This window comes from Gammaproteobacteria bacterium (genome assembly GCA_029881255.1).
Classification (GTDB): Bacteria; Pseudomonadota; Gammaproteobacteria; order S012-40; family S012-40; genus JAOUMY01.
Map to the genome: position 1 here is coordinate 20,465 of JAOUMY010000009.1, position 14,084 is coordinate 34,548.

Sequence of the window (14,084 nt, forward strand, 5' to 3'; positions counted from 1 at the left end):
ATACCGATTTCTATAGTCCATAATATTTCGAAATTATTCTTTGATCAATTGGGTTAAATGGCTGGTTTCTTTCACCATGCCACATGTGACCGTATACCGGATATTTCTCATGTTCAATAGCCATCACGATTCCGTCCTCAGATTTCGCAACAATATTCAAATCAGGAACAGAATTTCTCGCTCCGTATTCGTGATAAACCGTCACAGAATCGAGTTGAAGAAGCTCTTCTGAAACAAGCCCCTGATAGACTTGCAATCGGTGGCAAGTACCAATGTGATTCTCAATTTTACCTAAGCTAACACCAAAATAATCTTGGATTATTTGCATACCGCGACAAATACCCACAATCGGCTTCTCGTGTTGCAAAGCCCATCCGAGCAATGTTTCCTCAACAGCATCCCTTTCTTGGGCATTCCCCCCGTATTTCTGCAGCGTATTACCGCCGGTAAATAGAACTCCAGAAAATTCTTCATAATCAAGTAGACATTTAACAAAACGAATATTATTGCTGACGAAAACCGGAAACAGATCAATTTGAAGCAGGTAGTCAGTCCACCGCTGGTCAATAGCATCCCTTCGCTCACCATAATCAACTACGTCATCGATTCTTTGTGTTACCAGGATTCTTCTCATTGCAAAATATGTACTTGACGCTGAGAACAATTAATTTCTAGTACTTTTGCCTTTTCCCAGTGCCGATACAACACCTCTCCAGCTCCAATAACTGCGGGAATTCCGAGTTCACAAGCACGAATAGCCATGTGTGAATTTGCACCCCCGTATTTGGTTATAAAGCCATTTATGCTATGTGAAAAAATCCAGTCAAAACCTGGGTCTGCATTTGGCAATAGCAAAATACTACCGTTCAAAAGACTGCCGTCAGCAGCTGAGTCGACAACTCTTCCCGAATTAGATTTCAAGGTGACGAAATTTGGCTCATCTTTTGGCAGTTCAAATCTCGTAACATCCTGATCTGTACATATCAAAGGCGGCAGGCTTAAATATTTCGTAAAACGATAGTCATTCTTACCCTCTAGGATGGCACGCAGAATCGAGTCCTTTTCATTCTTAGTCGATGAATACAACCGCTTTATGACATCAATCTCTAGATAGGATAGATCGTCGGCGGTAATTCCGTAATCACATCCAACTTCTTTCACTAGACGAATGACCTCGCTGAGGCTTTTAGTAAAAACGAATTTTGCGTATTCCCTCGCCTCAATGGCGGCCTTGATAAAGGCAAGAAAACTAACAACGTCACGTTCCAGCCCATGTTCTGTGAGCAAACGCTCCAGTTTTATTAACGCTTCCAAACTAAGAGAAAAGGTTTCTCTCTTTTCTGTAGTTAAAGTGCTGTCTTTTTCAGACCAATCAAAATAACGCTCCGGCTCTTCATCATATCGAGGTGAAAGAATATCGTATGTTCCCGGTCTAAGGTGTCCATATTTCTCAAGAAATTCTTCTTTTTCCAGCGCCATAAAGTCTTTCGTAAGCGAAGAGCTAATGCTATCCAAAGAATTCATAAAGCATTGATAATCTGACTCACTTAAGACATTGGCTGTGACCAGAGATCTTAACATTTGAACAGCGATGAATGCAGCTCTTGCCAACCCTGCAAACGGCAATGTACCGTAACGTTTACAATCTTCAATAAGCCAATATATTTTGTCTAGTTTGCTTATGTTACTCGAGCATATTTTATCTATTTTGTCTTGTAAGACAGACAATTTCTCACGATCTTTTTCCCAAAGACCATTCTGGCCCCGAATGATGTTATTGGTTAACGACCTAAGGCTATTATTGATCGTTTCAATATCAGTCTCAGTAAAACCGGAGCCAAGTAAAAAATTCAGCTTCTCGGGTAAGTCGAGTGTATAGCACGAATATATAATCTCAAACTCAACTTTGTCATGGTAGCTGGGATTGCTTTCGAGTTGGTATATATAGTGGTTAACCAGCTTTGTTGCAAGTTCATCAGGAATATCCCCAGGTATAAAGGAGTTGAAGCTCACGCGCACATCAATATATGGAATACCTGCAAAGCACACCAAAAGAGGAAAGCTTCTTAGGTTTCTGTATCCGTAATTATCTCTTTGATAGGCCCAAATACTATCTGTGATGAGTTCCTTATACAAACTCACGGCTAAAGGACGTGGTCTACTTCCTAGTATCTCTGCAGGATTCCAGTCCGGCATAACGCCAAACACCGTTTTTTCTCCTAGTAAATACGGATGAGATCCACTAAGCTCGACTATTCTTTGTTGAATACCTAGTATTTCTTGCGACTGTGAATTTATGCTTAGCGGGTCTTCTTCAGGCAGAACAAGTGGCCTAACTTGTAGTAAGACAAGCTGCCCCTCCTTATCAATCGCAAACTCGACATCAATTGAATCATGACTAAGCAGCGCTTCCAGTTCTTTTACAAGCACTATCACATTCTCTAGCTTGTCATTGTAGTCACCAACATTATTTAATTTCGCCAAATAAAACGTCCGTAAATTATTTGTTGAACCACTAGTGACTGTATCGGTTTGACCTGAACAATCATCGTAGTTGACAACATAATAATGAGCCCCACTATTAGGGTCTCTTGAAAATGCAACCCCACTCAGATAGACGTTTTTTAGCATCGGTTGGATAAATATTTCGTCTTCCGAACTCGATAGCCGATTACAGACCAAGTCTATTGAACGATTTATTTCAGTCAATCCGCTTACGTCAGCAATCGTAAGATAATGTCCCGCGAGGGATACATTTGCTGTATCCTCACTTGTGGCACTACTCCGGACGATGACTTCGCCGCTGATCCAGTCGGGCAACTCGCCAATATTGGAAATGTCGTTCTTAGACGAAAACCATTGTGCGCGTGTAAAACAAAACTGCGGTAGTACAATAGCACTTTGTATGTTGTGCTCAAGTTGGCCTAGTGTTCGTGCTTTTGTCAGAAAGTGCATTCTGGGACCTGGCTAAACAGTTCTGGCGGACCATGCTCTTGTAAGATAGGTGGTTTCGATCCCATCCATATGGCCGACAAATTTTTCGACATACGCCATAAATGCGTTAAATCTATCCTCCCCAGCTTGTACTCGAATATCATTAACTGACCACCACGCACCGAGATATTGCTCTGGTGTTTGTGTGACAGTGTGACGACCTTCTATGTATACCACATCATCGAAAAATGGTGATTCATTCAGTTTTTGAGTCAAGGTAGTCGTTAACCCAGAACGTCCGGAAGATACTCGTTTGAGCTCAGGCACCATTTCGTGTAGCGTATTTTCAATTTCGACCAGAACCGGATTTTCCTCAATTAGTCTTGGATTCCAAAGAGCGGCAAACCGCCCTCCCTTCCTTAGTACTCTGGAGAATTCCTTAACTCCCGCATCAAAATCCACCCAGTGAAATGACGATGCCATCGTTAAGAAATCAACAGAATCAGATTCAAGACCAGTATCTTCGCCTTTGCCTTTATACCAACGAACGGGTAGGCCGGCGCAGTCTGCGATCCCTTTCGATCTCATTTCCTCGTTAGGTTCTACAGCAATTGCTGATTTCACCGATCTACTGCAAACCATCCTTGTCCATATCCCGGTTCCCGCACCCACGTCTGCAAAGTCTACTCCCGGTGCAGGCTTTTCTAGCAGACTAAATAGAGCAGCTAAAACACTTTCCGAGTATCCGGGCCGATATGCCGAATAGTTATCAGCTAGATTTGTATAATCTCCAAGTTTTTCAATATTCATCCTGGCTTTCCAATCCTGTAATTAACGTTAAAAATATTTCATCTATTCCTTGTGCCCCATCATTTACGATTGTTAAGTCAGGCCTTACCGGAAACTCTGCAACAACATCAACTCCCATAACATTCTCGATTTTCCCAGCTAGTGCATGGCTATACAGCCGTTTCTGGTCTCTTTTAACCAAAATTTCTATAGGCACATCTATAAATATCTCGATATAATTTTCTATGTTCGCACGATTCCAATCCTGAACTTCATGGAACATAGAAATAGTAGCGCACACAACATCCTTATTTTGGTCAGACAGCATCTTACACAATCTGGAATATCGTTTGGCCAAAGCTAGTCTTTCGCTCCGTGTATGTGCGTGAATATCACCAAACACTTCGCGCAGCTCATCTCCATCTAAAAAGACAACACTTTTTCCATTTTCTTTCAGGTATTGAGCCAGCTTGCTCGCAAGCGTTGTTTTGCCAGCGCCTGACAAACCGGTAACCCAAAATACCGTTCCAGAATCGTTTACTTTAATCATTTGCTTGGAGCTTATAAACAGATTAGGCGATACTTACTTTTTTCTCTAAGTATATTTTTTAACATAATAATCCTTGTCATTTATATTGTATCGAGCAGACGAATGGTGTTTGTGCTTCCATTTTCAAGCTAATGCTAATTCGAAATACAGCACTCAAAACCTGGTTCTCGCAACGAAGTTTTAAGCAACGTTTGGCATCTTCTGTCCATGATTAAAGTTCTGTGAGGACTTGGGCTGTAACACATTTATATAAAAATAATTTGTATTGATCAGTTTATCTTGTTTAAACAGCATTTTTCTAAACTTAAAGCCCAAGTAAATAACTCTCCACAACCTTACGAAGAATACCCCGCCTCGAATGCCCGCTAAAGATCCGTTGACAAGGTACTCACGCTCAGCTTTCATCGGCAACAACAGTAACATAAAGGCCATATATTTTCCTACAGCTTTTACTTTTGGATCATATCCGAAGTTAGCAAACCTATTACGGAAAAAGTACGCCATAACCTTCATATCCATATTGGAATAAAAGCTTAACCAAGAGTTATCTTCAAAGTTCTCAATAAAGCCATTTACTTTCCTCTCAGTCGCGCTGTCACCCCACCATTTATACCCATAGATAGTGCTTTCAAGCAGTACAGGGTCAAAGTCAATCGTTATGTATTCGCAGATTCGTTCCAGGATCAATTTCTGAAAATTATGGATATCCTCGAGTCTCAGCGCGGCGCAATCCAGATTCTTTCTATTTCTTGTGAGTTCAGATATATCCATCAAAGACGTGATAACCTGCCTGTAAAAATAAGCTATATTGCAATGTTCCGTGATTTTAGTCTTGCTGACAAAAGTCGATTTGATGGCGGCCCGAGGATCTCTACTTAACGCTATCGCTCTGGCATCACTATGGAGGGGCTTGACCGTCAACAACTCGTATACATCATGAATGTGATGAACAATAATCTTTTTATCTGTTGCATCCTTTCCAGTTCGCGCAAAGTCATACGCGTAATGCACAGCATAAAAAAAGTCTTCTTCGCAGACTTCATCAGCATATGATAGCAGGTCCAGAAGCTTTGTTCTAAAACGCTGTTCTGAAACAGCAACGATTTCATTTTGATTTTCACCCAACTCGTCGAACTTTAGGAAAGAGACATTGTTAATACTAAACAGATTGGGAAAGAATTCGACAAATTTATCTACTAATTGCTCCTTATTGAATTCACCATTTTTTCGCCAAAACATTGGGTACTGGAAAATTTGAGAAATCATGAGAATTTGAGGATGACTATCCAGAAGACTTTGAAAAAAAATACTTCCATTTCGCCCCGTGGTTACAATGTATACAACAGGCAATCTAGTTATTCTTGACATCTATAAAATACCCACAATTGCAATTTCCTATCACATACCGAGTGGAGCCGATAAATGCGAATTTTCTAAGAAGTTTACCCCGCCCTATAACGCATTACACATGTCTACGACGACAAAGTAAGTATTACGTTAGGTACGCCTCAATCGCTACGGAAACAGTTCAGGTCCATTTATCTTCTATACAATATCCGTTGACTCAAGTCACCCAGGGTATCCTGCTCGAGATATTCTTAGATCCAGGATGAAATCTACTTCCCCATATTCCAAACGGACAAACTACTATTTAACACCGTAAACGTAATACGTCGTAATATCATTCCAAACGCCCTCTTCTACCGCAAGCTTGTCCATTTCTGCAAAATACTCCAGCTTTGCCTTTTCTAGTATTTCCTGTGGAACTGCTGTGATTGGGTGTGGATACTGCCCGATTGGATAGTCCTCCTCTGAAATCCATCCGTCTTTGGCCTCTTCTAGAGACATGAAGTGACCATCTTTGACTTCCTTGATTTCGACCTCCGAATAACCCGAGTCTCTCAATAATGCTTCGCATATTGCCATTGACCCGGTAGGAGAATTCGCCAGATACTCAATCCCGTGGTTCTTCAGTACCCTTCTCGCAATGCAACCACAAACGAATGAAGTTTCAGGCCAGGCATGAAACCCAAGCAACCCACCCGGCTTTAGCATACGGCGCCAATTCGCTAATGCTCTGGGCTTGTCAGCAATCCAAAAGAAGGCTGAAGCACAATAAATTCGATCAAAGCTATTCTCAGGAAAGTCTAGCGCCTCGGAATCCATAACCTTAAAAGTCAAATTGTCATGCAATGAAACTTCTTTTAGTTTTTCTGCTTCTGATATCATTCCCTGCGACAAATCTATCCCGAACACTCGACCGGACCGACCAACCAAACCGGAACAATGGTAAGCTGCAGACCCAGTACCTGTAGCTATATCTAATACCGAGTCACCCTCTTGTGGAGGATGATAATCTACCAATTGCACTGCTAACGACCTATGCCAATTACTTTGCCCATATGACTTGCTTCGCTCATCATATGAGGAAGTAATTATCTTGTGATACGCTTGGTAATCCGAAACATTCATCAAATACCTCCCCATAGAATTGTCAGCAAAAAAGCATGAATAGCCAGACTCTTGTTACTTAGCTGTTCTTCAACTTGAATGGCACAATTATAAACAATTTTTTCTTCCGATTAATGGTTTTTATATAAATCAATCAACATCACAACAAACTTAACGGCGCCCAGTATAGCGTTATCTTCTGTGGTATTCACCCTTTGAGACTGAATGCGCTCAAGACACCCAAAGTAGGATCCACTTCAAGTTGTTGACAAAAAAGTAAGTGGAGCAGCAACTCCCTATGTCCGCAAACGCCATAAGTATAGAACCCAAAGACCCAGTAAAACATCGACAGTTGCGCAGTAGGCAGGCCACCACAAAGGCACCGTGCTGATTTCAATAAACTGATTGTGCATCAGATCAAACAAGCCGTGCGCAATCAGGCCAAGTCCTACGGCGAGAAATGGAAATTTTTTTGAAAACGCTGCTGTTCCGATAAATAGCAGCGCTATCATAGACTCTGCAACTATTGACGCTGCTATTCCGCTCATTGCCGCAAACAGAACATAGTAAAGCGCAATAACGATTAGAATCGTCGGATAAAAACTCGTGTCTTTATCAAATCTGAGAGCATGCGCAGGCAAGGCTACGCATAGGGCAGTGATAATACCGGCTATGTATTCCATTACAGCCTACGGCAACTCCTCTCGCCCATTTACAAACCTGGCAAAGCGAGGCTTTTCTCGCGGATGCACCGGGTCTCTTTTTTTCCACACCCAGCCGCCAAAGCGAGTGGCTTGAAAATCATTGTAGGCCTGCTGAATTTCTTCGCGCGTGTTCATCACGAAGGGACCGTATTGTACTACCGGTTCGTCGATTGGTTTACCTTGTAGCATGAGGATACGCACAGGCTGATTACCCGCCTGGAGTATGACTGAGGTCTCGGCTTGCATAACGGCAGCGGTCTTTACTTCGAGCCTGGTGTCACCGATACCGAGTGATTCACCGTCATAGAAATAAAGCATACGATTCACACCGGCGCTTGCAGCGGGAAGCGTCCAACTGGCATTGGCTTGCATGTCGATAATCCAGATGGCCACTTCATTTGTATTGTCGGCGGCCCATGATTCCGGCGGCGGTGCGAGGGGCGTTATATCTTCTAGCTTACCCGCCACAACTTCGACCTGTGTTTTCGCGCCTTTGTCGTCTTCAAAAACCTTGCGCGGCGTTTTCTCCTGCCAGAACATCGTGAAATGCGGTTCCGCGAATTTGCTCTTCCGTGGAAGATTGATCCAAATCTGGAATAGTTGCATGAGATTGGGCTTGTCGCGATGAATGAGCGGAAACATCTCGCTGTGTTGCACACCCTTGCCGGCAGTCATCCACTGGGTATCACCCGCACCATATCGGCCTGCGGCCCCCATGGAATCGGCATGATCCACTATGCCATCTCGCACAATAGTAACAGTCTCGAACCCGCGGTGAGGATGCACGGGAAAGCCGGGTACCGTATCGCCATGATACATGCGCCAACCGTTCCGAGGTTCAAAGTCGCTGCCAATATTGCGACCTGATAGTAAATTTGGCGCAGGGCCCATCTTGTCATTCCCTTCTGGATAGGCATCGTAGTGATGTACACAAAACAAAAAAGGATCGGGCGTCGGCCACTGAAAATCGAGTGGGATAGTTTTTAAAACCGGGCCTTGATTCATGGCTACACCTCTTTACGTATCAAGCGGGGTAAGATCCCCCTGTTTTCTAATACTAGCAATAATAGTGGCCACAATAAGTACCCCACCCTTTACAATCGGCAACATATTAATCTCCGCTATCCGTAAATATCATAGGACGAGTTTCGCCGATCTTCATTATCCAAAGCGTATCTTCCCCATAACCAAGTGAAAGCCCCTCGTTAAAAAAACGTTTCGGCGGTTCCCACATAAGCTCATCCGATAAGCTGCTGACAGTTCCCCAATGGGATGCTATCAGGTTTTTTGCACGCAACTCTTTTCCGACCTTGACCGCTTCTTCCGGCGTAAAATGTGACATCCACATTAGTTTTCTTGGCTCATAGGCACCGATGGGTAAGACCGCGTAATCGAATGAACCATACTGTTCTCCGACTTCTTTATAGATGGAATTTGAATAGCCGGAGTCACCAATAAAGAAAACACGCTTTTCATCGCTAACGATGGACCACGATGACCATAGCGTCTTATTATGGTCATCCGTGGCGCGTGCAGAGTCGTGAACTGCTGAATGAGAGGTGAAGACTGTATTTCGTACCTCCACGGATTCTCCCCAGTCAAGCTCAGTAACATTTGTATAGCCGTTTTCACGAAAAAGTAACCCCACCCCTAGCGGCACTACAACATGAATCCGCTCTTTATTTGCAATTCGTCGAATGGTTCTTTCATCCAAGTGATCGTAGTGATTATGAGAAAGCAATATAACGTCTATTGGCGGAAGCTTTTCTATGGGTATACTTGATTCTACAAAGCGCCGAGGTCCCGCCCACGATATAGGGCTCGCGAATTCCGTCAAAAAAGGATCAGTTAAAATAGTTACCTTGGAGACCGTAATCAGAAAAGATGCGTGACCTAACCAGGTTATGCGCGAATCTTCGTAGCTTTCAAGCAAACGTAGCGACATTTCCTCAGATATAACATGCCCGTCAGGAATGTCCGGAAGGACAACAGAACCCCAAAACCGTCGAAGATAGAAAAAAAGACCTTTAGGCGCGGCCGTCTCTACATATGGATAATTCTGAAAACCGTTAGCGATATGATGTTTAGGCATGTTGTCTGTTACGCCGGAATTCTGTCCACCAAAAGCGAAACCACCGTTGAAAACAAAAGCAAGACATAAAAGTAGTCGTTTGAAAGGCGCATTCACGATTATCATTCTAGTTAGGTAGTAAATTAATCCGAAAAGCCTATTTAACAGCAATGTTATAACGTTTTTAGTGGAGAATACATAGTTTCAGCTATTGCCATAGGCGGACACTGATAAAGCTATACTTGCATCAATAATGTTTCAGTTTGACCTGACATTGCCCATTCTTGGTACAGATCAGAGTTATTTGCCAGACAAACTTCCTTTTCAAGACCGAAAGAGATGATGATGTCCCATATGGGATGCCTTCTTCCTGATAGCAGACTTGTCACTGGTGTTCGCTCCGAATCATCCTAATGTGCGTTCAAATAGATTAAACTTCATCATCGTATTCGACCTACTGTGTCGTGTTTTCTTTGACACCGAGCTTGCTTTAAGTCAAGTGACCAATCCTTTATAATCAAACCCCATAAATTTATTCGCTATTGCCATGAAATTTTACCACTCACTCATTTTGCTGCTATCCCTGATTTTTCCCAGCGCCTATGCCCTTACACCTGGCGAGGTTCCGGTTGGCGGTGTTTTGCGCGACGCAACATTGCAAGGCTTCGGTGGTGATGTTCTACGTTTGTCCTCACTGCGCGGAAAGCCGCTAATCATAAACGTCTGGGCAAGTTGGTGCGGTCCGTGTAAAGCAGAGATGGGATCATTGGAGAACCTGCACAAACGCTATGGTGGCAAACAATTTAACCTTATCGGTATCTCCACCGATGATGACACTAATGCGGCTTTCTATTTTCTCATGCGTGAGGGAATAACTTTCGATAACTACGCCGACAAGAATCTCATGATGGAAAACATGCTAGGCGCTAATACCATACCCGTTACCCTGCTTATTGATGCCAATGGCAAAGTACTCAAGAAAGTGAGGGGATTTAAGGAATGGGATAGCCCGGAAACGATTAAAATGATTGCATCGGTATTGGGCGTGAAGTTATAAAATCAGGTGTAATTTTTCCTCTCAGACCGTCTACCACGTGTACCGGATTGTGAAACTATAACACCGCGGATGGCCTCCTTTTCGATAGGCCGTTTCTCATGTAAATAGTCTTCGTGCAGTGGGGATAAAAACCACTGTCCGTCTTCGATGAGCAACTGACGAAATATATAGCCGTTCTCCACTATCGCCAGGACATAAGACTCATGTTTGACTGCGCCATCAGGGGAAATCATTATGATGCAACCCTTTTTAAACTCGGGCTCCATACTGTTATCAACAACTTGCAATGCGAATGGCTCGCTTGAACTACAACTGTCTAGATCCATGCCGGTTTCTTTCTCGTGTCATTTGTGAGCTTGTGGAATCGGGGCATTATCTCACAATTTGCGAATATCCGAATACTCACTTCAAGGAAGCAGCCGATTTTAGTAGAAACGCCTGACAACACTCCCCCTTGTAAAGATGAAGTCAGAAATTATTTATTGCTTTTCAGAAAAGAGATAATGGACGAACCTCTAGCATCCTATTCCCTTCAAATGTAAAATCGACGAATGCGCGCATCTACGATTACACTCACTTTTTTACTACTCACGACTGGCTGTCAACTCGAGGAACTCCTCGGCCTGTCAAGCAACGATTCAGGAAGCATACCTGGCAATGAGCTTACACAATCTGGGGGCCTGTCTCCAGAAGATGCCGCAAAACTCTATGACAATAGTGCTCACTCCGATCTTATTACATCCCATGGGTATAACCCATATCACGCTGTTTTTATCGCGCACGAGTTTTCGTACTCAATACCGGCAAATCAGGTTGATCAAAGTACAGGAGAGGAAATACGCGCCTGGAACCCGAACGAAGGACGCCGCATCCAGACAACCGTCGATGTTATGTGGCAACTGAATTCCACCTACCCACCTACATCATATCGCGAGGGAATAATTGAAACGCAATCAAAGAGAGAGTATCATCTTCTCGAAGCGACGAGGGCGCAGATCGACTTCAATGCTACAGAGCTAGATTCGGTATACGTGAATGATGAACTCGTTCAAATGTCGAACCATGCTACGACGAATGAATTCACTGCCACATTGATTGATTCCGAATTGGGCAAGATCACAATTGAATCCACTACGATCCGTGAACACTGCGACGCGAAGATCATAAGAAATAGTATTTCATACCTTGTGGAATGCCCTAGTCCTCACCCCTATTACACAACCCATCAGGCTGAAATCATTGTGACGATGGAGAACGGTGACGCAATAAACGCCTCTGTCACCTATTACACCTGCTCACGAGAAGACTGCGAAAGTGAACAACAGTTTATTTCATACGACATCGTAACACCCTTAACAACTCTCTCCTTTGTTGAACACGAAGAGGTGTCAAAATATATCGTTTGGAGTGATGATAAGTAGATTCAAACGTAGGCGTGGTGATTCGAACACCAATCCAATCTATGCTACCGGCTAGCACCGGACACTCAGGTTTCCCGAAAACTATTTGAATATGGCTAATGACTTCTTTCGTTGTCTGACTTCCGTTTCCGCCGGAACTAATTTCGCTATGCGTTCTATTTCATAACAATACAGTCAACAATAACTCCAGCGAGTCCGAGTGTAATGCTTGGTCTTATTCCGTAATTGATACGCACGCCTTTTTATTTTTATTCCCGACGCTTATAGACGGAAAAGACTATTTTATAATTCTGAAACTGTGAACGCTTTTGTTCAGAATTCGTTCATGAACGCAAGATTACCATTTGTCCATGTTGTCGATGTTTTGAAGTGATGGCTGAATCGAAAATGAGTTTTTTCAACTAGTAAAGGAATAAACATATGATTAGCTCACTAGACTTGCTTGCACTGTTACTCGTTGGTGGTAGCCTTTTCGCAATTGTTTTAAATTACGTAATGAGTCGGAAATATGTTGCATATGAAGCCGAGATAAAGTCCAAGCAATAAGCTCTGTTTTATTTTGCTACTAATAGTAATTGGCCGTTACTCTCGACAGTTACGGCCTGGGGCGGGCACGGAATACCCCAGTTAGCCACTAAGATTCTTTGCAAAGTATGGCAAGTGCGGGTGCGTCGTCCTCCCAGTCTATGCCATCAAACTTTCCGATATGTATTTTATAGAGTGGGTGTCAAGAGAGCGAACATTACCATCGCACCCATCCGGTTCACCTAGCGCCTCTACCTCGAACCGAATAGCCCCGCAATACCCCCCATACATCATTGAATCACTATTCTCTTGCTATGCCTTTTTGCATTCTCGTGTATTAAACATACTTTTCAAACGATTTCTTTTTTCACGGTGCTAGGCAGGCACCAATGTGGGGTTGCCTCGAGTGCCGCCAGACTGATCGGCAATAGTTATTCGAAGCATCAGAGGGCATTTATACAAATGCCCTCTGATGCAGGTTTGTCACAGTAACTTTATCAATTGCAGCTGTATTCTGAACTGATATTCCATAAACGTTCGGCATTGCAATGCGCGATATTATGCGCCGCCTGATATTTCAATTGAGATAACGCAGTTCGCCAATACTTAATTTTTTCGTTATATTGATTTTGCCAGTGCACAACAAACACATTATCTAGCGCGAAAATAAAGCGATCGCTATGATGGTTAAATGCATTTTGCCACGGTCGTTGTAATCGATAACCACCATTCCCATCCGGTTCAAAGAGATTCGTCCAAGGAAATATAGTAGCGGCCGCAAGGGGATCTGCATGTGATGTGAGAAAATAGACGTTGTCATGGCGCATCAGCATACGTAGCGTTTGAGCAAGATCAAGCTGCGCCATGTGTATAAGTATGAAATTATGAGTAGGATTGTCGTCCAAAAGTTTTTCAAGTTCGTCTCGATAATGTAGAAACTCCTCCTTCGTCATCGCGCCAAATTCCAGATGGACTATGAATGGCCAATTTTTATTCTTGGCTATATTCAAGGTTTCCTGTACGTAAGGTGAAAATAGGGATTTTATAACCAGCGGAATATCTTCGCTCTTACTTTGGTGGTAGTTCAGCACTTCGCCAGTAGCACGGTAAGGAATAGAATACCCGTTGTTATTTGGATAAATCAGTTGTTTTTCAAGAAAATCCTTATACGCGAGAACATCGGCTTCACTATCGGTACCATCGAAATATAAACTGCTTTTGCTCCTTAACGCGGGCAATATTTCTACAGAAGAGCCAGCTGCCAATTGCGTAAAATCAAACAAGGATTTTTGTCGTTCGTTTAGCGCACTTGGGCCACGCGTGGCCAGTATCGTCGCTTTCACTTGATTGTTCACCATGCGGTCGAGCATTATATCGTGTGTCACGTTCGCATCAAATTGACTGTGCGCGTCGACGAAATAGATATCGTCCCATGCAACAACTTGAGATGCATAACCAAGCAAAATAATCTGTAATAGACGAGTCAAAGTTCGAGTACGTAATTCCATGACGCTTTACTCCTTTAGCCATTTGTATCATCTCGGATACCCTCACCTATAGTATCGATCAACAAAATAAACAT

At 43.1% G+C, this 14,084-nt stretch carries 14 protein-coding genes; 3 read left to right on the plus strand and 11 right to left on the minus strand.

The window, feature by feature from the left end:
• Window positions 1–10: 10 nt before the first annotated feature.
• The 9 genes from OEZ43_15480 to OEZ43_15520 all read right to left on the minus strand — a co-directional run bounded on the left by OEZ43_15480 (window position 11) and on the right by OEZ43_15520 (window position 9,616).
• Complete coding sequence (locus tag OEZ43_15480) at window positions 11–634, minus strand: gamma-glutamyl-gamma-aminobutyrate hydrolase family protein (GenBank protein ID MDH5546992.1); 624 nt, start codon at window positions 632–634, stop codon at window positions 11–13.
• A complete protein-coding gene (locus tag OEZ43_15485) occupies window positions 631–2,955 on the minus strand; it encodes a PEP-utilizing enzyme (GenBank protein MDH5546993.1) in 2,325 nt (774 codons plus the stop codon). Before OEZ43_15485 ends, OEZ43_15480 begins: the two co-directional genes overlap by 4 nt.
• Before the next feature lie 12 nt (window positions 2,956–2,967).
• Window positions 2,968–3,744 carry a class I SAM-dependent methyltransferase gene (locus OEZ43_15490; protein ID MDH5546994.1) on the minus strand — a complete coding sequence of 259 codons (777 nt, stop codon included), beginning with the start codon at window positions 3,742–3,744 and terminating at the stop codon, window positions 2,968–2,970.
• Entirely contained in the window at window positions 3,734–4,273 is a 540-nt protein-coding gene (locus tag OEZ43_15495; protein MDH5546995.1) for an adenylyl-sulfate kinase, read from the minus strand. Before OEZ43_15495 ends, OEZ43_15490 begins: the two co-directional genes overlap by 11 nt.
• Window positions 4,274–4,453: 180 nt before the next feature.
• Complete coding sequence (locus OEZ43_15500) at window positions 4,454–5,641, minus strand: sulfotransferase (protein ID MDH5546996.1); 1,188 nt, start codon at window positions 5,639–5,641, stop codon at window positions 4,454–4,456.
• A gap of 279 nt (window positions 5,642–5,920) precedes the next feature.
• On the minus strand, window positions 5,921–6,745 hold the full coding sequence (locus tag OEZ43_15505; GenBank protein ID MDH5546997.1) for a class I SAM-dependent methyltransferase: 825 nt from the start codon (window positions 6,743–6,745) through the stop codon (window positions 5,921–5,923).
• Window positions 6,746–7,020: 275 nt separating this feature from the next.
• Complete coding sequence (locus OEZ43_15510) at window positions 7,021–7,407, minus strand: hypothetical protein (protein ID MDH5546998.1); 387 nt, start codon at window positions 7,405–7,407, stop codon at window positions 7,021–7,023.
• Between the two features lie 6 nt (window positions 7,408–7,413).
• The gene (locus OEZ43_15515) at window positions 7,414–8,433 is read right to left on the minus strand and encodes a pirin family protein (GenBank protein ID MDH5546999.1); all 1,020 of its coding nucleotides are present in this window, start codon (window positions 8,431–8,433) and stop codon (window positions 7,414–7,416) included.
• A gap of 106 nt (window positions 8,434–8,539) precedes the next feature.
• Window positions 8,540–9,616, minus strand: coding sequence for an MBL fold metallo-hydrolase (locus tag OEZ43_15520; protein ID MDH5547000.1), 1,077 nt, complete (start codon window positions 9,614–9,616; stop codon window positions 8,540–8,542).
• Window positions 9,617–10,046: 430 nt separating this feature from the next.
• Between OEZ43_15520 and OEZ43_15525 the strand changes: the two genes are divergently transcribed.
• Complete coding sequence (locus OEZ43_15525; GenBank protein ID MDH5547001.1) at window positions 10,047–10,556, plus strand: TlpA family protein disulfide reductase; 510 nt, start codon at window positions 10,047–10,049, stop codon at window positions 10,554–10,556.
• A 2-nt stretch (window positions 10,557–10,558) separates the two neighbouring features.
• On the opposite strand, the gene OEZ43_15530 is transcribed toward OEZ43_15525, so the two are convergent.
• The gene (locus tag OEZ43_15530; GenBank protein MDH5547002.1) at window positions 10,559–10,882 is read right to left on the minus strand and encodes a S24 family peptidase; all 324 of its coding nucleotides are present in this window, start codon (window positions 10,880–10,882) and stop codon (window positions 10,559–10,561) included.
• Window positions 10,883–11,107: 225 nt separating this feature from the next.
• Here OEZ43_15530 and OEZ43_15535 point away from each other — a divergent pair, with 225 nt between their 5' ends.
• Together OEZ43_15535 and OEZ43_15540 are read left to right on the plus strand one after the other, a co-directional pair.
• Complete coding sequence (locus OEZ43_15535) at window positions 11,108–11,977, plus strand: hypothetical protein (protein ID MDH5547003.1); 870 nt, start codon at window positions 11,108–11,110, stop codon at window positions 11,975–11,977.
• A 420-nt stretch (window positions 11,978–12,397) separates the two neighbouring features.
• Window positions 12,398–12,523 (plus strand): hypothetical protein, encoded by a 126-nt coding sequence (locus OEZ43_15540; GenBank protein MDH5547004.1) that lies wholly within the window; start codon window positions 12,398–12,400, stop codon window positions 12,521–12,523.
• Between the two features lie 476 nt (window positions 12,524–12,999).
• Here the strand turns inward: OEZ43_15540 and OEZ43_15545 are convergent, their stop codons facing one another.
• Complete coding sequence (locus OEZ43_15545) at window positions 13,000–14,010, minus strand: amidohydrolase (protein ID MDH5547005.1); 1,011 nt, start codon at window positions 14,008–14,010, stop codon at window positions 13,000–13,002.
• Window positions 14,011–14,084: the final 74 nt, after the last annotated feature.

Excerpts from the sequence above, each read along its gene's own strand:
- OEZ43_15510 (MDH5546998.1), bottom strand. The coding sequence starts at position 7,407 with ATGGAATACATAGCCGGTATTATCACTGCCCTATGCGTAGCCTTGCCT.
- OEZ43_15525 (MDH5547001.1), top strand. The coding sequence starts at position 10,047 with ATGAAATTTTACCACTCACTCATTTTGCTGCTATCCCTGATTTTTCCC.
- OEZ43_15495 (MDH5546995.1), bottom strand. The coding sequence starts at position 4,273 with ATGATTAAAGTAAACGATTCTGGAACGGTATTTTGGGTTACCGGTTTG.
- OEZ43_15480 (MDH5546992.1), bottom strand. The coding sequence starts at position 634 with ATGAGAAGAATCCTGGTAACACAAAGAATCGATGACGTAGTTGATTAT.
- OEZ43_15490 (MDH5546994.1), bottom strand. The coding sequence starts at position 3,744 with ATGAATATTGAAAAACTTGGAGATTATACAAATCTAGCTGATAACTAT.
- OEZ43_15500 (MDH5546996.1), bottom strand. The coding sequence starts at position 5,641 with ATGTCAAGAATAACTAGATTGCCTGTTGTATACATTGTAACCACGGGG.
- OEZ43_15545 (MDH5547005.1), bottom strand. The coding sequence starts at position 14,010 with ATGGAATTACGTACTCGAACTTTGACTCGTCTATTACAGATTATTTTG.
- OEZ43_15515 (MDH5546999.1), bottom strand. The coding sequence starts at position 8,433 with ATGAATCAAGGCCCGGTTTTAAAAACTATCCCACTCGATTTTCAGTGG.
- OEZ43_15540 (MDH5547004.1), top strand. The coding sequence starts at position 12,398 with ATGATTAGCTCACTAGACTTGCTTGCACTGTTACTCGTTGGTGGTAGC.
- OEZ43_15505 (MDH5546997.1), bottom strand. The coding sequence starts at position 6,745 with ATGAATGTTTCGGATTACCAAGCGTATCACAAGATAATTACTTCCTCA.
- OEZ43_15535 (MDH5547003.1), top strand. The coding sequence starts at position 11,108 with ATGCGCGCATCTACGATTACACTCACTTTTTTACTACTCACGACTGGC.
- OEZ43_15530 (MDH5547002.1), bottom strand. The coding sequence starts at position 10,882 with ATGGATCTAGACAGTTGTAGTTCAAGCGAGCCATTCGCATTGCAAGTT.
- OEZ43_15485 (MDH5546993.1), bottom strand. The coding sequence starts at position 2,955 with ATGCACTTTCTGACAAAAGCACGAACACTAGGCCAACTTGAGCACAAC.